This is a genomic window from Staphylococcus sp. FSL W8-1270 (assembly GCF_038007165.1).
Taxonomy (GTDB): Bacteria; Bacillota; Bacilli; order Staphylococcales; family Staphylococcaceae; genus Staphylococcus; species Staphylococcus hominis.
Window position 1 is genome coordinate 1,238,344 of the sequence record NZ_JBBOWQ010000001.1, and the last position, 20,893, is coordinate 1,259,236.

Annotated in this window: 20 protein-coding genes; 17 read left to right on the forward strand and 3 right to left on the reverse strand. The window is 30.8% G+C overall.

Annotated features, from left to right (window positions below; genetic code table 11):
* Window positions 1-6 precede the first annotated feature (6 nt).
* The 13 genes from NSU06_RS06300 (at window position 7) to NSU06_RS06360 (ending at window position 12,005) form a co-directional block, all read left to right on the forward strand.
* On the forward strand, window positions 7-366 hold the full coding sequence (locus NSU06_RS06300; RefSeq protein ID WP_017176251.1) for an Asp23/Gls24 family envelope stress response protein: 360 nt from the start codon (window positions 7-9) through the stop codon (window positions 364-366).
* 32 nt (window positions 367-398) lie between these two features.
* Window positions 399-785, forward strand: coding sequence for a transcription antitermination factor NusB (gene nusB / locus NSU06_RS06305; protein WP_017176252.1), 387 nt, complete (start codon window positions 399-401; stop codon window positions 783-785).
* 20 nt (window positions 786-805) lie between these two features.
* Window positions 806-2,143: an exodeoxyribonuclease VII large subunit gene (gene xseA / locus NSU06_RS06310; protein WP_340779620.1), complete on the forward strand. Its 1,338-nt coding sequence runs from the start codon at window positions 806-808 to the stop codon at window positions 2,141-2,143.
* Window positions 2,136-2,366, forward strand: a complete 231-nt coding sequence (locus tag NSU06_RS06315) for an exodeoxyribonuclease VII small subunit (protein ID WP_017176254.1) — start codon at window positions 2,136-2,138, stop codon at window positions 2,364-2,366. The genes xseA and NSU06_RS06315 overlap by 8 nt, the downstream gene beginning before the upstream one ends.
* A complete protein-coding gene (locus NSU06_RS06320; protein ID WP_340779622.1) occupies window positions 2,344-3,225 on the forward strand; it encodes a polyprenyl synthetase family protein in 882 nt (293 codons plus the stop codon). The genes NSU06_RS06315 and NSU06_RS06320 overlap by 23 nt, the downstream gene beginning before the upstream one ends.
* Window positions 3,226-3,486: 261 nt before the next feature.
* Complete coding sequence (gene ahrC / locus NSU06_RS06325; RefSeq protein WP_002449839.1) at window positions 3,487-3,939, forward strand: transcriptional regulator AhrC/ArgR; 453 nt, start codon at window positions 3,487-3,489, stop codon at window positions 3,937-3,939.
* 15 nt (window positions 3,940-3,954) lie between these two features.
* Entirely contained in the window at window positions 3,955-5,628 is a 1,674-nt protein-coding gene (gene recN / locus NSU06_RS06330) for a DNA repair protein RecN (protein ID WP_049434811.1), read from the forward strand.
* A 142-nt stretch (window positions 5,629-5,770) separates the two neighbouring features.
* Entirely contained in the window at window positions 5,771-7,195 is a 1,425-nt protein-coding gene (lpdA, locus tag NSU06_RS06335; RefSeq protein WP_019835218.1) for a dihydrolipoyl dehydrogenase, read from the forward strand.
* 13 nt (window positions 7,196-7,208) lie between these two features.
* The gene (locus NSU06_RS06340) at window positions 7,209-8,210 is read left to right on the forward strand and encodes a thiamine pyrophosphate-dependent dehydrogenase E1 component subunit alpha (protein ID WP_017176258.1); all 1,002 of its coding nucleotides are present in this window, start codon (window positions 7,209-7,211) and stop codon (window positions 8,208-8,210) included.
* On the forward strand, window positions 8,203-9,186 hold the full coding sequence (locus NSU06_RS06345; protein WP_019835219.1) for an alpha-ketoacid dehydrogenase subunit beta: 984 nt from the start codon (window positions 8,203-8,205) through the stop codon (window positions 9,184-9,186). The genes NSU06_RS06340 and NSU06_RS06345 overlap by 8 nt, the downstream gene beginning before the upstream one ends.
* 12 nt (window positions 9,187-9,198) lie before the next feature.
* A complete protein-coding gene (locus NSU06_RS06350; protein WP_049415558.1) occupies window positions 9,199-10,485 on the forward strand; it encodes a dihydrolipoamide acetyltransferase family protein in 1,287 nt (428 codons plus the stop codon).
* Window positions 10,486-10,577: 92 nt separating this feature from the next.
* Complete coding sequence (gene brxB, locus NSU06_RS06355; protein ID WP_017176260.1) at window positions 10,578-11,015, forward strand: bacilliredoxin BrxB; 438 nt, start codon at window positions 10,578-10,580, stop codon at window positions 11,013-11,015.
* 12 nt (window positions 11,016-11,027) lie between these two features.
* Entirely contained in the window at window positions 11,028-12,005 is a 978-nt protein-coding gene (locus NSU06_RS06360) for an aromatic acid exporter family protein (RefSeq protein WP_017176261.1), read from the forward strand.
* Window positions 12,006-12,156: 151 nt separating this feature from the next.
* On the opposite strand, the gene prli42 is transcribed toward NSU06_RS06360, so the two are convergent.
* Complete coding sequence (gene prli42 / locus NSU06_RS06365; RefSeq protein ID WP_017176262.1) at window positions 12,157-12,252, reverse strand: stressosome-associated protein Prli42; 96 nt, start codon at window positions 12,250-12,252, stop codon at window positions 12,157-12,159.
* A 168-nt stretch (window positions 12,253-12,420) separates the two neighbouring features.
* Here prli42 and NSU06_RS06370 point away from each other — a divergent pair, with 168 nt between their 5' ends.
* From NSU06_RS06370 to NSU06_RS06380, 3 genes are all read left to right on the forward strand, one after another.
* Window positions 12,421-13,545: a M20/M25/M40 family metallo-hydrolase gene (locus NSU06_RS06370; RefSeq protein ID WP_340779625.1), complete on the forward strand. Its 1,125-nt coding sequence runs from the start codon at window positions 12,421-12,423 to the stop codon at window positions 13,543-13,545.
* Between the two features lie 77 nt (window positions 13,546-13,622).
* Window positions 13,623-15,029, forward strand: a complete 1,407-nt coding sequence (gndA, locus tag NSU06_RS06375) for an NADP-dependent phosphogluconate dehydrogenase (protein ID WP_017176264.1) — start codon at window positions 13,623-13,625, stop codon at window positions 15,027-15,029.
* A 360-nt stretch (window positions 15,030-15,389) separates the two neighbouring features.
* The gene (locus NSU06_RS06380; RefSeq protein ID WP_019835223.1) at window positions 15,390-17,036 is read left to right on the forward strand and encodes a glycoside hydrolase family 13 protein; all 1,647 of its coding nucleotides are present in this window, start codon (window positions 15,390-15,392) and stop codon (window positions 17,034-17,036) included.
* A gap of 53 nt (window positions 17,037-17,089) precedes the next feature.
* Here the strand turns inward: NSU06_RS06380 and NSU06_RS06385 are convergent, their stop codons facing one another.
* Together NSU06_RS06385 and zwf are read right to left on the reverse strand one after the other, a co-directional pair.
* Window positions 17,090-17,956, reverse strand: a complete 867-nt coding sequence (locus tag NSU06_RS06385; protein ID WP_002449782.1) for an AraC family transcriptional regulator — start codon at window positions 17,954-17,956, stop codon at window positions 17,090-17,092.
* Window positions 17,957-18,167: 211 nt separating this feature from the next.
* The gene (gene zwf, locus NSU06_RS06390; RefSeq protein WP_017176267.1) at window positions 18,168-19,652 is read right to left on the reverse strand and encodes a glucose-6-phosphate dehydrogenase; all 1,485 of its coding nucleotides are present in this window, start codon (window positions 19,650-19,652) and stop codon (window positions 18,168-18,170) included.
* 242 nt (window positions 19,653-19,894) lie between these two features.
* On the opposite strand from zwf, the gene rnz reads away from it, so the two are divergent.
* Entirely contained in the window at window positions 19,895-20,815 is a 921-nt protein-coding gene (gene rnz, locus NSU06_RS06395; RefSeq protein ID WP_049415561.1) for a ribonuclease Z, read from the forward strand.
* The last annotated feature ends 78 nt before the right edge of the window (window positions 20,816-20,893 follow it).

Genomic DNA, 20,893 nt, shown 5'->3' on the forward strand with positions numbered 1-20,893 from the left:
AAAACAATGGTAAATGTAGCAGATTATTCACATGCTAATTTAGGTAAAGTAGAAATTGTACCAGAAGTTATTTCAGTAATAGCAAGTATTGCTGTTTCTGAAGTTGAAGGAGTGACTGGGCATTTTTATGAACTAAGAAAGAGTAATATTGAAAAAATAAGTCGTAAAAATTTAAATAAAAATTTAAAAGTTAATACTAAAGATGATGGTATTCATATTGATGTTTATTGCTCTATTAAACATGGAATAAAAATAGCTAAAGTTGCAAGTAAAATTCAGACTTCTATTTTTAATTCCATTAAAACAATGACTGCTATCGAACCCAAAGAAATTAACATTCATATCATGCACATTACAGCTGAATAAATCAAAGTTACCATAATACAAAGGAGTTTCTTATGAGTCGTAAAGAATCAAGAAAACAAGCATTTCAGACATTGTTTCAACTAGAAATGAAAAATACAGATTTAACAATCAATGAAGCTATAAATTTTATAAAAGACGATTATCCAGACTTAGATTTTGAGTTCATTCATTGGCTTGTTACAGGAGTGAAAGATCATGAACAAGTTTTAGATCAAACAATTGAACCAAAATTAAAAGACTGGTCTATACAACGATTATTAAAAACGGATCGTATTATTTTAAGAATGGCTACCTTTGAATTGCTTCATAGTGATACGCCCCCTAAAGTCATCATTAATGAAGCAGTAGAGCTAACAAAACAATTTAGTGATGAAGGTCATTATAAATTTATAAACGGTGTCTTAAGTAATATAAAATAAACATATTTGAGTGATGAATCATGTCAGAATATTTAAGTGTCTCTACTTTAACTAAATATATTAAATATAAATTTGATCAAGATCCCCACTTACAATCTATCCTCTTAAAAGGTGAACTCTCAAACTTTAAAAAACATTCTAGTGGTCATCTTTATTTTAATGTGAAAGATAAAAATAGTGTGATAAGTGCTATGATGTTTAAGGGAAATGCTTCTAAACTAACATTTGATCCTAAAGAAGGAGACGAAGTTTTATTAGAAGCTCGAGTTTCAGTTTATGAACGTAGAGGAAATTATCAAATTTATGTTAATAAAATGGAAATTGATGGTATAGGAAATTTATACCAAAAGCTAGAGCAATTAAAAGAAAAACTAAATAAGCAGGGAATTTTTAATCAAAATCATAAAAAAGCAATCCCTAGATTTCCTAAAAAAATTGCTATTCTTACAGCTGATACTGGAGCAGCAATCAGAGATATTCACACTACCATAGATAGTAGATACCCTCTAGTAGAAAAAATATCAATTAGTACATTAGTGCAAGGTATTAATGCTAAAAATGACATTATTGAAAAAATTAAGTATGCAGATACTTTAGGAGTAGATACCATCATTTTAGGCCGTGGAGGCGGCTCTATTGAAGATTTATGGAATTTCAATGAAGAAGAAGTTGTTCGAGCTATATATGAGTGTCATATACCAATTATCTCAGCTGTAGGACATGAAACTGATTTTACTCTTAGTGATTTTGTAGCAGATATGAGAGCAGCAACACCTACTCAAGCTGCTGTTATCGCTACACCAGATCAGTACGAACTCATTCAACAAATACATCAGTATCGATTTTCTCTTACTAAAAGTATTAAACAACTAGTAGAAAAACAACATAAACAATTAGATTATTTGTCATCATATTATAAATTTAAGCAACCTACATTATTATATGATCAACAGATTCAACGAAGAGACGATTTAGAGAAAAAACTAACACAACGTTTAACGTTAAATATTGAAAAAAATAGAAACAATATCACTGTATTGCGTCAACATTTTAATATAAGAAGATTAAATGATTTAATTGTACAATATCAAAAAATGAGCCGTAATAATGAAAATAGATTAATAAATTTAACATATAACTTAATTAATCATAATAAAGCTAATTTAAAAAATAAAATTGAGCAATTAAATCAACTTAGTCCAACTAATACAATGTTAAGAGGATATTCAATTGTTAATAAGGATAATAAAGTCATTACAAGCACACACGATTTAAATGAACAAGATGAAATCACATTATCAATGAAAGACGGTAATATAGATGCTATAGTTAAGAAAGTAAGGTGTGAAGATGAGTAAAGAACAACAAAGTTTTGAAGAAATGATGAAAGAATTAGAAAGTATAGTTCAAAAGTTAGATAATGAAACTGTTTCATTAGAAGAATCTCTTGATTTATATCAACGTGGTATGAAATTATCATCTGCTTGTGACAAAACTTTGAAAGATGCTGAAAATAAAGTAAATCAATTAATCAAAGAAGAAACAAAGGATGAAGATGATGTTGAAGAAATCAATGAATGAATTGATTGAAATTATAAATAATAATCTTGACGGTATTATAAAATCGTCTCCATTAAATACTAAACTAGAGGAAAGTATGCAATATTCACTTGATGCTGGTGGTAAAAGAATTCGTCCAGTGCTTGTATTACTCACTTTAGAAGTGTTAAATGAAAATTATAAAAAAGGGTTACAAACCGCACTGGCATTAGAAATGATTCATACTTATTCACTTATACATGATGATTTGCCTGCAATGGACAATGATGATTTTAGAAGAGGAAAATTAACAAATCATAAAGTGTACGGAGAATGGAAAGCGATTTTAGCGGGAGATGCCTTACTAACAAAAGCATTTGAACTAATTGCAAATGATAAAAACTTAGAAGTTGAAACAAAAGTAAAAGTTATTTCAAGACTAGCACATGATAGTGGCAATCTCGGCATGGTCGGTGGCCAAACCTTAGATATGGATAGTGAGAATACTCCAATAGAATTACATACTCTAGAGCAAATTCATAAGGCAAAAACTGGAGCTCTTTTAAAATTTTCTATTTTAAGTGCTGCGGATATTGCCAATGTAAATGATGAAACTTTAAATACATTAGATTGTTTCAGTGAACACTTAGGCCTAATGTTTCAAATAAAAGATGATTTATTAGATGTTTATGGTGACGAGAAAAAATTGGGTAAAAAAGTGGGAAGCGATGTAGAAAACCATAAAAGTACTTATGTTTCTTTACTTGGTAAATCAGGCGCTGAAGAAAAACTAAAATATCATAAAGATGCTGCAATAGATGCAATTAATCAATTGAAATCACAATATGATGTTGAACCGCTTCTAGAAATTGTAGATTTATTTTATTCACGTGACCATTAATAGTTAGAGTTTTTCTCTTTAAAGATTACTAAAACAATAATCTTTAAAGAGTTTTTTGTTTTAGTAATCTACTTTTAATGATTTATAATGCATAAATGTATATAAATTTAAATTTAATTTAAATAGAAAATATGATAATACGTATCATAAATAATAATATCTTTCTTCAAATCAACCTTTCTAAAGGATAACTTTAGTAGTAGTTAAAATAACGTTGTGTTAAAATCATTGTATAAATATTCGAAACTAGGAGTGTTCATAATGGCAAAAAAATCTGTAAGACATATAAAAATAAGAGAGATTATTTCAAGTGAACAAATTGAAACACAAGATGAACTTGTAAAACGTCTAAATGAATACGACCTAAATGTTACTCAAGCGACTGTCTCTCGTGACATTAAAGAATTGCAATTAATTAAAGTACCTGCTTCATCAGGACAATATGTATACAGCCTCCCCAACGATAGAAAGTACCATCCTTTAGAAAAATTAGGTAGATACTTAATGGATTCATTTGTAAATATTGAAGGAACAGGAAACCTACTCGTACTAAAAACGCTTCCTGGTAATGCTCAATCTATCGGAGCAATCTTAGATCAAATTGATTGGGATGAAGTATTAGGAACTATTTGTGGTGATGATACCTGTCTATTAATATGCAGAGATGAAGAAGCAAGTCATACAATTAAAACAAGAATTTTCAATTTATTATAAGGATGCGATTAATCTATGTTACAAACCTTATCAATAAAGCAATTTGCAATTATAGATGAACTCGAAATTCATTTTTCTGATGGTTTAACTGTGCTTAGTGGTGAAACTGGATCTGGTAAATCAATTATTATAGATGCAATAGGCCAACTTATTGGTATGCGTGCCTCTTCTGATTTTGTAAGACATGGAGAGAAAAAAGCAATTATCGAAGGGATTTTTGATATTGATAATAGTAAAGAGGCCATTTCAGTTTTAAATGAGTTAGATATTGATATTGATGAAGACTTTCTATTAGTAAAAAGAGAGATTTTTAGTTCGGGAAAAAGTATTTGTCGTATTAATAATCAAATTGTTACGCTTCAAGATCTAAGAAAAGTGATGCAAGAACTTTTAGACATACACGGCCAACATGAAACGCAAACGTTATTAAAACAAAAATATCATTTAAAATTATTAGATGATTATGCTGAAAATCAATATAGCCGTGTTAAAGAACAATATGAAACGACATTTAATGAATATAAAGAAAAGAAAAAAGAACTTGAAGAATTACAGTCTGCTGATCAAGCATTATTGCAACGTCTTGATTTAATGAAGTTTCAATTTGAGGAATTGCAAGAAGCTTCTCTAAAAGAAGGTGAAATTACTCAATTAGAATCTGATATAAAACGAATCCAAAATTCTGAAAAATTAAGTTTAGCATTAAACAATGCGCATGTCACACTTACAGATGAACATGCTATTACCGACCGTTTATATGAATTAAGTAATCATTTACAAACTATTGATGACATTATTCCAGGTAGATTTAAAAAACTTAAAGCAGATATTGATCAGTTCTACTATACCTTAGAGGATGCTAAACACGAACTATACGATGAAATGTCAAATACTGAATTTGATGAACAATTACTTAATGAATTAGAATCTAGAATGAACTTACTGAATAATCTTAAACGTAAGTACGGTAAAACTATTGATGAACTTATTACTTATCAATCTAAATTAGAAAGTGAAATTTCTAAGATTGAAAATTATGAAGAAAGTACTTCTCAATTAAAAGAAGAAATTGACTTGCTTTATGAAAAAGTAATAAAATATGGACAGTCATTATCGAAGGAAAGACGAATTGTAGCTCGAACGTTACGGGATCATATCGTGGCTGAAATTCAAAATTTACAAATGAAAGATGCTAACCTCGAAATTTCATTTCAGCCCTTAGAAACTCCTACAATAGAAGGAATTGAGTTTGTAGAGTTTCTAATTAGTCCTAATAAGGGAGAACCACTTAAAAGTTTAAATAAAATAGCTTCTGGCGGAGAACTTTCTCGTATTATGCTAGCGTTAAAAAGTATATTCGTTGAATCAAGAGGTCAAACTGCTATTTTGTTTGATGAAGTTGATTCGGGGGTTTCTGGTCAAGCAGCTCAAAAAATGGCTGAAAAAATGAGAGATATTGCAAAATATATTCAAGTTATCTGTATATCTCACTTACCGCAAGTAGCTTCTATGAGTGATCATCACTTATTAATTAGTAAAATGACTAAGAATGATCGTACAACAACTCAAGTGAAAGAGTTAAAAAAAGAAGATAAAATTGACGAAATTGCTCGTATGATTTCTGGAGCAAGTGTAACTGAATTAACAAGAGAAAATGCTAGAGAAATGATTGCTCAAAATCATAAATAGTTTATAATTGAATAATTTAAATTAAGGTTGGATGTCGAAAAGAAATAGAACATACTGAGTATAATGTTATTTTTTATATTCAAATTGTTTATTCACACTTTTCAATTCTAACCTTTAAATCTGATTAATAAGGAGTAGCAAAATGTCTGAAAAACAATATGACTTAGTTGTTTTAGGTGGTGGGACAGCAGGATACGTAGCAGCGATTCGTGCTTCTCAATTAGGAAAAAAGGTAGCAATTGTAGAGAAATCTTTATTAGGTGGCACATGTTTACATAAAGGGTGTATTCCTACTAAAGCGCTACTTAAATCTGCTGAAGTGACTCGTACTGTTAGACAATCTTCAGAATTTGGTATAGACACAAACGATTTACATATTAATTTTGAAAAAATGATGAATCGAAAAACGGATATTGTTAATCAAATGCATAATGGCGTTCAAAGTTTAATGCAAAAAAATCATATTGATATTTATAATGGTATAGGACGTATTATGGGAACTTCTATATTTTCTCCACAAAGCGGAACAATTTCTGTTGAATACGAAGATGGCAGCTCAGAGTTACTTCCAAATCAATTTGTACTTATCGCTACAGGGTCACGTCCTCAAACATTACCGTTTTTAGAAATTAATCATCAGAATATTTTATCGAGCGATGATATATTACAAATTGATACACTTCCAGACAGTATTGCTATTGTCGGGGGCGGTGTGATTGGCCTTGAATTTGCTTCCTTACTAACTGATTTAAATGTAAATGTTAAAGTGATTGAAGCAGGTAAACGTATATTACCTTCTGACAGTAAATCCATTTCTACATTTTTAAGAGATAGTTTAATTGAACGAGGTGTAGAATTTTTTGAGGATTGCCAACTAAGTGAAGAGAATATCATACATAAAAATGATGTCATTCAAATAAATATAAATGAAAAAACTACTATTACAGTTGATAAAATATTAGTTGCAGTAGGTCGTGTACCTAATACAAGTGATATTGGTATTCAGAATACTAAAATTCAATTAGATACTCATGGGTATATCAAAGTAAATGAATTTCAACAAACGAGTGATAAGCATCTTTATGCGGCAGGTGATTGTATCGGAACATTACAATTAGCTCACGTAGCTTCTAAAGAAGGAATCACTGCAGTTGAACATATGTTTAATGATCATCCGCTTCCAGTGAATTATCATTTAATGCCCAAATGTGTTTATACTTATCCAGAAGTCGCATCTATCGGTTTAAATATAGAAACTGCTAAATCTCAAAATATTAAGGCAACAAGTTATAAAGTTCCTTTTAATGCTATTGGAAAAGCAGTTATTGAAGAAACTAAAAATAAACGTGGTTTTTGTGAAATTATATTAAATAAAGATAATGGAGATATTATTGGTATGAGTATGGTAGGCCCACACGTCACAGAGTTAATAAATGAAGTTGCTTTATTACAATTTATGAATGGATCGACATTAGAATTAGGATTAACGACTCATGCACATCCGTCATTGTCTGAAATATTGATGGAACTTGGGCTAAAGGCTGAAAACAGAGCGATCCACGTTTAAAGGAGGAAGTAAAATGATTGACTACAAATCTGTGGGACTTACAGATGAAGATTTGAGAGAAATATATAAATGGATGGACCTAGGACGAAAACTAGATGAACGCCTATGGTTACTTAACCGTGCTGGAAAAATACCCTTTGTAGTAAGTGGTCAAGGACAAGAAGCCACTCAAATTGGTATGGCGTATGCAATGAAAGAAGGAGATATTTCATCTCCGTATTATAGAGATTTAGCTTTCGTTACATATATGGGGATTTCACCTTATGATACAATGTTAGCTTCTTTCGGTAAAAAGGATGACATTAATTCTGGAGGAAAACAAATGCCTTCTCATTTTAGTCATAGAGAAAAAGGTATTTTATCTCAAAGTTCTCCGGTAGCAACACAAATCCCTCACTCAGTAGGCGCAGCATTAGCATTAAAAATGAATCAACAATCTAATATAGCAACTGCTACTGTAGGAGAAGGTAGTTCTAATCAAGGAGATTTTCATGAAGGATTGAATTTTGCTGGAGTCCATAAATTACCGTTTGTATGTGTAATTATTAATAATAAATACGCAATTTCAGTCCCTGATTCATTACAATATGCAGCAACGCATCTATCTGATAGAGCAATAGGTTATGGTATTCATGGAGAAACTGTAGATGGAAATGATCCAATTGCGATGTACAAAGCAATGAAAGAAGCAAGAGAAAGGGCACTTAATGGCGAAGGAGCAACGTTGATTGAAGCTATTACTACTCGAATGACTCCTCATTCTTCTGATGATGATGATACATATCGTTCTAAAGAAGAAAGAGATGCTTTCAAGACATCTGACTGTAATCTTAAATTCAAAAATGAATTACTCGATTTAGGCATTATTGATGAAGATTGGTTAAACGAATTAGATAATGCACATAAATCTATTATAGATAAAGCTACAAAAGATGCTGAAAATGCTCAATATCCAGATGTAGAAGAAACATATCAATATGTGTATGATCCGGAAGGAGATATTTTCAATGACTAAAATGAGTTATATAGAAGCCATTCAAAATGCACAAGACTTGGCTATGGAAAAAGATAATAATATTTTTATATTAGGAGAAGATGTAGGACGAAAAGGTGGTGTATTCGGTGCTACACGTGGTTTGCAAGAAAAATATGGAGAACTGCGTGTAATTGATACGCCTTTAGCAGAATCAAATATTATCGGTACTGCAATTGGTGCAGCAATGCTTGGCAAACGCCCTATAGCTGAAATTCAATTCGCAGATTTTATTTTACCAGCAGTTAATCAAATTATTAGTGAAGCTGCTAAAATGCGATATCGTTCTAATAACGATTGGCAATGTCCTTTAACTGTTCGTGCACCATTTGGTGGTGGCGTACATGGTGGTTTATATCATTCTCAAAGTATTGAGAGTATCTTTGCGTCTACACCTGGATTAACAATTGTAATTCCTTCAACTCCATATGATGCGAAAGGTTTATTATTATCTTCAATTGAATCAAATGATCCAGTATTATTTTTTGAACATAAAAAAGCATACCGATTTTTAAAAGACGAAGTACCCGATTCTTACTATACTATCCCTTTGGGTAAAGCTGATGTTAAACGTGAAGGTGATGATATTACAGTTTTCACTTATGGTTTATGTGTTAACTATTGTATTCAAGCGGCCGATATTTTAGAGGCAGATGGCATTAGCGTTGAAGTAGTGGACTTAAGAACAGTTTATCCATTAGATAAAACAACGATTATTGAACACGCTAAACGAAATGGTAAGATTTTGCTTGTAACTGAAGACAATCTTGAAGGTAGTGTTATGTCTGAAGTTTCAGCAATCATAGCCGAACATTGTTTATTCGAATTAGATGCACCAATTATGCGGTTAGCTGGTCCTGATGTTCCATCAATGCCATTTTCTCCTAACTTAGAAAATGAAGTAATGATGAATCCTGATAAGATATTAAAAAAAATGCGTGAGTTAGCACAATTTTAGGGAGGTAACATAATGGATGTTAAAATGCCAAAATTAGGAGAAAGTGTCCATGAAGGTACAATCGAACAATGGTTAGTTTCTGAAGGGAATCATGTGGATGAATATGAACCACTATGTGAAGTAGTTACAGATAAAGTAACAGCAGAAGTTCCTTCAACTATTTCTGGTACAATTACAGAGTTAATTGCTACTGAAGGTGAAACGATTGAAATCAATCAAACCATTTGTAAAATTCAACCCGATGATACATCTTTAAATTCTAATCAAGACGATACTGACGAAACTAATGAAACACCCAGTCAAACACAAAGTAATTCTGTAAAGAGCCAGTCTAAGCCTTCTAACACAAATCAATCATCTAAGCATTCGATCAATAATGGAAGATTTTCTCCAGTCGTATTTAAGATAGCTTCAGAAAACGATATTGATTTATCACAAGTCCCAGGCACAGGATTTGAAGGTAGAGTAACCAAAAAAGATATTGAAACTTATATTCAAGAAAACAACCAACAAAATTCAAAAGAAACATATACCACTCAGATAACGAATCATTCCGAAACAACTTCAAGAAATAATAACGCTTCATTAAATGAACCATTAGACGATTATACAATATCAGTTAAAGGCGTGCGAAAAGCAATTGCCCAAAATATGGTTACCAGTGCCACTGAAATTCCACATGGCTGGATGATGATAGAAGTCGATGCTACAAATCTTGTGAAAACTAGAAATCATTATAAGACTGTGTTTAAAAAACAAGAAGGATATAATTTAACTTTCTTTGCTTTCTTTGTAAAAGCTGTAGCAGAAGCTTTGAAATCTAATCCATTACTTAATAGCAGTTGGGATGGTAATGAAATTATAATTCATAAAGACATCAATATTTCAATAGCTGTAGCTGATGAAGATAAATTATATGTTCCTGTAATTAAAAATGCTGATGAAAAATCAATTAAAGGTATTGCTAGAGAAATCAATCAACTAGCACAAAAAGCTCGAAATCAACAACTGGCTCAAGAAGACATGACTGGTGGTACTTTTACAGTTAATAATACTGGTACATTTGGTTCTGTATCTTCAATGGGTATTATTAATCATCCTCAAGCAGCAATTTTACAAGTAGAATCAATTGTTAAAAAACCTGTTGTCATCGACGATATGATAGCTATAAGAAATATGGTTAATTTATGTATTTCAATTGATCATCGTATTTTAGATGGTGTTCAAACTGGACGATTTATGTCGCAAGTAAAAAATCGAATTGAAAGCTATTCAATTGAAACAACAAATATTTATTAAAAGTTTGTTATATTACAACCAACCTATTTGAACTATATGTTGTAAATTAGTAAAATGACAATAAATAATAATTGACTGAAAGGTGATTCTAAATGGATTTAAATTTTGATTTATATATGAATGGTGTTGTAGAACAAGCTAGAAATGAAATTGAATCTGCTGGTTATGAACAATTAACTACTTCAGATGAAGTTGATAAAGTATTTAAACAAGATGGCACTACACTCGTAATGATAAATTCTGTTTGTGGATGTGCAGGAGGTATAGCGCGTCCAGCAGCAAGTCACGCACTTCATTATGATAAGTTACCTAATAGATTGGTTACTGTATTTGCTGGTCAAGATAAAGAAGCAACTCAGCAAGCAAGAGACTATTTTGAAGGATACGCACCTTCAAGTCCTTCATTTGCACTGATGAAAGATGGTAAGATTACTGAAATGATAGAACGCCATCAAATAGAAGGTCATGACGTAATGGATGTTATCAATCAACTTCAAAAGTTATTTGATAAGTATTGTGAAGAAAGATAAGAGGAACAATACATGCTAACTTTAAATCCTTATAGAATTGGATTTAGAACACTTAAAACAGCTGTAGGAATTACTTTAGGTGTTATTTTAGCTAAATGGATAGGGCTTGATAACTATGCTTCAAGTGCTATCCTCATTGTTCTATGTATTAAACATACTAAGGTTCACTCACTACAAGCAATTGGTTCTCGATTCGTTTCGTGTTTATTAATGTTATTTTTTGGTTCATTTATTTTTAATTTACTTGGTCAAAATGCAATCGTTTTAGGATTAATTGTTTTATTATTTATTCCACTTACAGTGATGTTGAATGTTCAAGAAGGTGTAGTGACAAGTTGTGTCATTTTACTTCACGTATTTAATGCCAAAGTTATTGGGCTTCATTTAATTATTAATGAAATTTTACTTCTTATCATTGGCTTAGGAATAGCATTTTTAATGAATTTAATTATGCCTAGTCTAGATAATACATTAGGTAATTTTAAGAAAGAAATTGAAAATGAAATTAAAACAATATTTACACAATATAGTGAAGCATGTTTAAATATTAATAAACAATTGTCAATTTCTTTTGATACATTAGAAAACAATATTCGTAAGGCTAAATCTATTGCTTTTAGAGACGTTAAAAATCACTTTGTGCGAAATGAAAACTCATATTATCACTATTTTGATATGAGAGAAGAACAACTAGAAATACTACGCAGAATCCAAACATTAATTCATAATACTTCAGCTAATGATCCTTTGTTAGAGACTGTTGCCCATTTAATGGCTGAAATTGGAGATAATGTTAATAGTAATGATTATACTGTATTAAGACTACATTCATTATATGAGATACGTTTAAAATTAGACGAATTGCCATTGCCAGAATCACATCAATCTTTAAAATCAAGAGCAAGTATGATGCAAATTTTAAATGAATTAGAAGAATATTTAAATATTAAATCTCAATTCGGCTCTTTAAAATTACATAGTGAAATATAACATCTAAGATTAACTTCTAATCAAAGTAAAAAGACAAACTTTCTTTAAATACAAAAAGTTTGTCTTTTTTATTTGCATAATTTTAAGAAATAATAATAAAAACTATCGTCAAATTCGAATTTTTGTCGATAGTTTTTAATCTAATTAATTTTTAATGCATGAGAGGAACAAGACTTGTAAGTAACAATGCAGCTACAACTGCAATTAACATGATAATGATAATAATCTTTAGCACTTTATTATTCAATGTAAACGCTCCTTGAAACCTTTAAAATAATTTGATTATTCGTTATATTAATAACTTATAGTATATAAAATAACCTTAAATGATTTCGATAAAAATGGCAATCAATTTATTTACTCTAATTGTCAAAGTCAGTTAAAATATTATCTATATAAGAAAGGGGTTTTCATAATGATTAATAGTCGCCGTTTACTTAATACTTTTTTAGAGTTAGTGCAAATTAATTCTGAAACTGGGAATGAAGAAACGATACAACCCATTCTAAAAAAGAAATTTATAGATTTAGGATTAAAAGTTGTAGAAGATAATGCGTCTAAAAGAGAATGGTTAGGTGCAAATAATTTAATTTGTACCTTACCAAGTAGTAAAGGAAAAGAACATGTTTCTAAAATCTATTTTACTAGCCATATGGATACGGTTGTTCCAGGTATTAACGTTAAACCGATCCTTAAAGAAGATGGCTATGTATATTCAAATGGCACAACTGTATTAGGAGCAGATGATAAAGCAGGTATAGCTGCTTTGTTAGAAATGATTCAAACTATAAACGAACAACAATTACCTCATGGACAAATTCAATTTATTATCACTGTAGGAGAAGAAGCAGGTTTAAAAGGTGCTAAAGAATTAGATCAAAACTTGATAGATGCGGAGTTCGGCTATGCTGTCGATGCCAGCCAAGCGGTTGGAACAACAGTGGTGGGTGCTCCAACTCAAATGATTATCAATACAACTATTTATGGGAAAACAGCACATGCTAGTAAACCCAACCAAGGTATAAGTGCAATTCATATTGCAGCTAAGGCGATTAATAAAATGCATTTAGGTCAGATTGATCAAGATACCACAGCGAATATTGGTAAATTTTATGGTGGTTCTGCTACAAATATTGTTGCAGATAAAGCCATTTTAGAGGGAGAAGCTCGTTCGCATAATGATAAAAGTTTAGAATATCAAGTCAACCATATGAAAGAGACTTTCGAAACGACAGCAAAAGAATTAGGGGGTAAAGCAAACGTTGAAATTTCTAAGAGTTATCCTGGTTTTAGAAGAAACGATTCTGAGACTGTAACTCAATATGCTATAAAAAGTGCGAAAATTTTAGGCCTTTCAGGTAAAACTGTTATTGCTGGCGGAGGTTCAGATGGAAGTATTATTAATACGTATCATATTCCAACTGTTATATTAGGTGTAGGATATGAACATATTCATACTACTTCTGAACGTATTCCTGTAGCTGCTTTAAATCAACTTACGAATCAATTGATTAAAATTGTTGAATTAGTAGCGAAATAATATTTTACTTTAGTGAAGTCATTTATATTTTTGTGATACAATACTAATGAAATTATTGAATAAGAGAGGTAAGTAATATGACTCAACAAATAGGTGTAGTAGGTTTAGCTGTTATGGGTAAAAACCTAGCATGGAATATCGAATCACGTGGTTATAGCGTATCTGTTTATAACCGTTCTAGTGATAAAACAGATTTAATGATTAAGGAATCAGAAGGTAAACAAATTCATCCAACGTATTCTTTAGAAGATTTTGTAAACTCTTTAGAAAAACCACGTAAAATATTATTAATGGTTAAAGCTGGTCCTGCTACAGATGCAACAATTGATAGCTTATTGCCTTTATTAGATGACGATGACATTTTAATTGATGGCGGTAATACAAACTATCAAGATACAATTCGTCGTAACAAAGCACTTGCTGAAAGTGGTATCAACTTTATTGGAATGGGTGTTTCTGGTGGTGAAATCGGAGCGTTAACTGGTCCATCTTTAATGCCTGGTGGTCAACAAGAAGCTTACAACAAAGTAAGTGATATTTTAGATGCCATTGCTGCTAAAGCAAAAGATGGTGCTGCATGTGTAGAATATATTGGACCAAATGGTGCAGGACATTATGTAAAAATGGTTCATAATGGTATCGAATATGCTGATATGCAATTAATTGCTGAAAGTTATGCAATGATGAAAGAATTATTAGGTATGTCTCATGAAGAAATTTCTAAAACGTTTAAAGAATGGAATGCTGGAGAATTAGAAAGTTATTTAATTGAAATAACAGGCGATATTTTCACTAAATTAGATGAAAATAATGAACCTCTTGTAGAAAAAATTCTTGATACTGCGGGTCAAAAAGGAACTGGTAAATGGACATCAATTAATGCATTAGAATTAGGTATACCATTAACAATCATTACTGAATCTGTATTTGCACGTTTCATTTCTTCAATTAAAGAAGAACGCGTGAATGCATCGAAAGTATTAAGTGGTCCTAAATCAAACTTTGATGGCAATAGAGAAGACTTCTTAGAAAAAATCCGTAAAGCGTTATATATGAGTAAAATTTGTTCATACGCTCAAGGTTTCGCACAAATGCGTAAAGCGAGCAATGAAAATGAATGGAACCTTAAATTAGGTGATTTAGCAATGATTTGGCGTGAAGGTTGTATTATTCGTGCTCAATTCTTACAAAAAATTAAAGACGCATATGACAATAATTCAGGTCTTCAAAACTTATTATTAGACCCTTATTTCAAAGGTATTGTTACTGAATATCAAGATGCACTTAGAGAAGTAGTTGCTACTGGTGTTAAAAATGGCGTACCAACACCTGGTTTCTCAGCAAGTATCAGCTATTATGATAGCTACCGTTCAGAAGATCTACCTGCTAATTTAATTCAAGCTCAACGTGATTATTTTGGTGCACATACGTATGAACGTAAAGATAAAGATGGTATTTTCCATACTCAATGGACTGAAGAATAATCATTGTAGAATTAAAAATCTGGGACATCATTAAGTGTCTCAGATTTTTTTATTATGACAGTTTTGTATAGATGTCTTAATACATATAGCCTTGCTATTTAATTTACATTTAATCGATATATCCCAAGTTGACATTTAGAGACTCGATTAGTACGATAAATATAGGTGTAAACGTTTTCTAAATAACTGGATTATCGCTATATAATGCTATTACATATTATTTTATATTTATATAAATCCAGAAAAATTTAGATTATATATTGAAGACTAACATTGACTATTAAATATTTAACTCGAATATTATGATTAATTATTTCAAAGTTAATTGATTTACATAATACTTTCAAAGGAGCGATATAAATGGAAAAAAATTGGTGGAAAGAAGCCGTAGCATATCAAGTGTATCCGAGAAGTTTTAATGATAGCAATAATGATGGTATTGGTGATTTACCAGGGATGGTAGAAAAATTGGACTATCTGAAAGATTTAGGTATTGATGTCATTTGGCTTAGTCCAATGTATAAATCTCCAAACGATGATAATGGTTATGATATTAGTGATTATCAAGATATTATGGAAGAATTTGGAACAATGGAAGACTTTAATCATTTATTATCTGAGACTCATAAGCGTGGAATGAAATTAATTTTAGACCTTGTTGTTAACCATACATCTGATGAACACCCATGGTTTATAGAATCTCGTTCTAGTAAAGATAATCCTAAACGAGATTGGTATATTTGGGCAGATCCTAAATCTGACGGTTCTGAACCTAATAATTGGGAAAGTATTTTCAATGGTTCAACATGGGAATATGATGACACAACAAAACAGTATTATTTCCACTTATTTAGTAAAAAGCAACCTGATTTAAATTGGAGTAATCCTGACGTTAGAGAAGCTGTTTTTAAAATGATGAATTGGTGGTTCGAAAAAGGAATTGATGGCTTTAGAGTCGATGCGATCACACATATCAAAAAAACATTTGAAGCTGGTGATTTACCTGTTCCAAAAGGAAAACAATACGCTCCAGCATTTGATGTTGATATGAATCAACCAGGCATTCAAGATTGGCTTCAAGAAATGAAGGACAAATCACTTAGCCATTATGACATTATGACTGTTGGCGAAGCAAATGGCGTAAATCCAGATAATGCAAAAGAGTGGGTTGGAGAAAAAGAAGGTAAATTCAATATGATTTTCCAATTTGAACATTTAGGTTTATGGAGTACTGGAGACTCTAAATTTGATGTTTTATCTTATAAAAATGTATTAAACCGTTGGCAAAAACAACTAGAGGGTATAGGATGGAATGCACTATTTATTGAAAATCATGATCAACCTAGACGTGTTTCTACTTGGGGAGATGATACAAAGTATTGGTTTGAATCTGCTACTAGCCATGCAGTGGTATATTTCTTACAACAAGGCACACCTTTTATTTATCAAGGTCAAGAAATTGGTATGACAAACTATCCATTTGAAAGTATTGAAACATTTAACGATGTTGCTGTAAAAACAGAATATCAAATTGTTAAATCTCAAGGTGGAGATGTTAATCAGTTATTAGATAAATATAAAATGGAGAATCGTGATAATTCTAGAACACCTATGCAGTGGACTAATGAAGTAAATGGAGGTTTTACTGAAGGTACGCCATGGTTCCCAGTCAACCCTAACTATAAAACAATAAATGTAGCACAACAATCCGAAGATTCAGATTCCGTTCTTAATTTTTATAAACGTCTAATTAAATTAAAAAAATCCGATGATATATATACTTATGGTGAATTTAATTTAATCGATGATGCGAATGAGAATATTTTTGCTTACACACGTAAACTTAATAATAAGACAGTTCTAGTTGCAGGAAATTTAACAGATCATGTTGCATCATTAAATTTACCATTTGAAGTTGAAGCATCTCAAATTAAGCTACACAATTATAAAAATGATTTAGATATCACTAATATGAAACCTTTTGAAGCATTCGTAGCCGAACTTTAATAGTAAAGCGTTAGATGACATAAGTTTAATAACTTAGTCATCTAACGCTTCTTTTATTCTATATCATAAGTTTCTTGTTTAATAGGTAGCCATAATTGTATTTTAGTGAACGGGTCCTCGAATGAGAGATCAAAAGGATAAATTTCAACATATAAGCTATTTTTTTCATAGGGTAGAGTAAGTTGTAAGCTGGATTCAATATAATACCAAGCTTCATTAACAGTATAATCCACTTGACCTTGCAAATTAAATTTTGCATAGTGTCGCCCTGGTAACAATCGGCTTTCTAAGTGAGCTGGATAACGTTCACTAGGTACGCCCACAAATAATTCTACACCTTCATCTAAAGGACATGTAATAACAAATAACTCATATGGACTTATATTATTATATCGTTTTAATTCTTTTATTTTACCATCTAAATATAAATCTTCTAAAAAGTCAGGAACTTTGTAAGGGTTAGATAGTTGATTAGCCTCAATATATTTTACATATCCAACTAAAGGTGTGTCTTTAGTCGTTTCTAGTCTGTAAGGGTATGGTGCTCTTTCTGTAGTTGTTAATTTAATATACAAGCGTTCATTCATTTTTAGTTCTTCTTTTTTAGTAGAAGCTTGAATAGGAGATATTCCATGAAAATCACTAAAATCATTTGCAAAGTCATTTGAACTTAAATAATTATAGCGTTTTGCTACATCAACTAATCTCGAAGAACTTTGTATCATTTCTTTAGCAGCTTCAGTCATTTTTCGAGAGTGAGCATAACTTTCAGGAGGTTGTCCAACAATCATTTTAAACGATTGATCAAGATGGTAAGGAGAGAGACCAACGTAATCACTTAAATCTTGCAAATTAAAAGGCTCTAATAAATGATCTTCTATATATACAATTGCCTGTTGTATCTGCTTGATAACGTCCAAAACTTTCACTCCAATAAATTTACAATCAATACTAATATTTTACATTATTTTATAAAAATATACATCAATAATATAAAATTAAATTAAATTTTTAAATGACTCTTTCAATATTCAATTTAAAAAGGACAAGACCTTATTTTCAATGAGTGAAAATAATATAATGTGTCTTATCCTTTATACATTTATCACATGAAACGTCTAGTATATCTGTTTATTGAATATCGTCCCACCAATGATTTCCGTCTCTGCTTAATAATAAATCACTTTCGATAGGGCCATTTGTCCCTGATTTATAGTTAGGGAAGTTTGGATCAATCATAGTCCAATGTTCTTGAATAGCGTCTACAAATTTCCATGTAGATTTAAGTTCTTCCCAATGTGTAAAGTTCGTTGCATCACCTTTAAGACAATCGAATAACAAGTTTTCATATGCATCTACTGTGTTCATTTTATCTTGTGCACTCATAGCATAAGACAGTTGAACAGGCTTTGTTTCGATACCTTGAATACTTTTCTTAGCATTTAAGTGTAATGAAATACCTTCATTAGGTTGAATATTAATAACTAATAAATTAGAATCTAGTAATCGATCCGTTTGATAATATAAATTCATAGGAACTTCTTTAAATTCTACAACAACTTGTATACATTTAGACTTCATACGCTTACCAGTACGAATGTAGAATGGTACACCAGCCCAACGGAAGTTATCGATAGTTAATCTTCCAGAAACAAAGGTTGGTGTATTGGAATCAGATGCAACACGATCTTCATCTCTATAAGCGATAACACGTTGGTCATTAATAGTTCCTTCTCCATATTGTCCACGCACAAAGTTTTGATTGACTTCTTCAGGTTTTAATTGTCTTAAAGATTTTAATACTTTCACCTTTTCAGCTCGAATATCTTCACTTTTAAGACTAATAGGTGCTTCCATTGCTAGTAATGCAACCATTTGTAACATATGGTTTTGTACCATATCTTTTAATGCACCGCTCGATTCATAATAACCTCCACGATCTTCAACACCTAGTATTTCTGAAGAAGTGATTTGTATATTAGAGATATACTTATTATTCCAAAGAGGTTCAAACATCGCATTAGCGAATCGTAGAACTTCGATATTTTGCACCATATCTTTACCAAGATAGTGATCAATTCTGTATATTTCTTCTTCTTTAAATGATTGTCGTAATTGATTATTTAATTTTTCAGCAGATTTAAAATCACTACCAAATGGTTTTTCAATTACAAGGCGTTTAAATCCTTTAGTTTCAGTTAAGCCAGAAGCTTTTAAATAATCAGAAATTGGTCCAAAGAATTGAGGTGCCATTGCTAAATAGAATAGGCGATTACCTTCTAATTTAAATGTATCATCAAGTTCATTAGAGAATGCTAATAATTCATGATAACTTTCTTCTTCATTGACATCATTTTTAAAATAAAAAACATGTTCTATGAATTCGTCGAGTCGATCAGTATCTTTGACGTGCGTTTGAATAGATTGTTTAACTTGTTCACGGAAAAAGTCGTTAGTATAATCTCTTCGACCAACGCCAATAATGGCAATATGTTCATCTAAATTATCTTGTTGATATAAGTGGAATAAAGAAGGGAATAATTTTCTATGACTCAAATCTCCAGTTGCGCCAAATATAGTAATTAAACAAGGGATATGTTTAGTGTGTGTGTTCAAATTCAAAACCTCAATTCTTTAATTGCTATGATTAATTCATTATAAATTAAAACTGTTTTTCTTGATATGTTTTTGCCTAAAATTGTTGATAATATTTACAACATTAAACTAAATAACATACAATTTATTTTTTATAAGTTACATTATACCCTAAATTCTGATAAATTCATTTATTTTATTTCATATGATAACAAACTTATAGACGTATGATAAAATATATTGAAGAAAGAGGAGGCAAATGCATGGAAGTTACATTTTTTGGAACGAGTGCGGGTTTACCTACTAAAGATCGTAATACTCAAGCGATTGCTTTAAACCTAGAACCTTATTCAAATTCAATATGGTTATTCGATGTAGGAGAGGGGACTCAACATCAAATTTTGCATCACTCGATAAAATTAGGCAAAGTTGATCATATTTTTATCACGCATATGCATGGCGACCACATTTTTGGATTACCTGGATTATTAACAAGTCGTTCATTCCAAGGTGGAGAAGATAAGCCATTGACGTTAATAGGGCCAACAGGTTTGCAACAATTTATTGAAACCGCTTTGAAATTATCTGAATCTCATTTAAACTATCCTATTACATATATTGAAATTGATAATAATTTTACATATCATCATAATGGCTTTACAGTTTCATCAAGGTTATTAAATCATGGTATACCTTCATATGGTTATCGAATTGAGGCTCCTACAACACCAGGTACAATTGATGTAACTGCATTAAAGGCAATTGGACTAGAACCGGGTCCTAAATATCAAGAAGTAAAAATGTTTGATACTTTTGAATATAATAATCAAATTTATCTTTCTAAAGACTTTAAAGGTCCAGCCAAACCAGGACCTATTGTTACTATTTTTGGAGATACGAAACCATGTGATAACGAATATATACTTGCAGAAAATGCGGATATTATGATTCATGAAGCAACATATATTGACGGTGACAAAATTTTAGCAAATAACTATCATCATAGTCACATTGACGATGTATTTAGGTTAATTCATCAGTCTAATGTGAAGAAAAGTTTTATTACCCATCTAAGTAATCGATATAATTTAGAAGATATAGAAGAGATAAACCGTGCATTAAAAGAAATGAAAGATACACCAAATTTTGAGTTTGTTAAAGACTTTGATACATTCAAATTTTAAATAATAATAGCGTTTTAAATGCTACGTAAAAACTAAAAAATAGCTATAACGATATGTATGACTTAATTTTCGTTATAG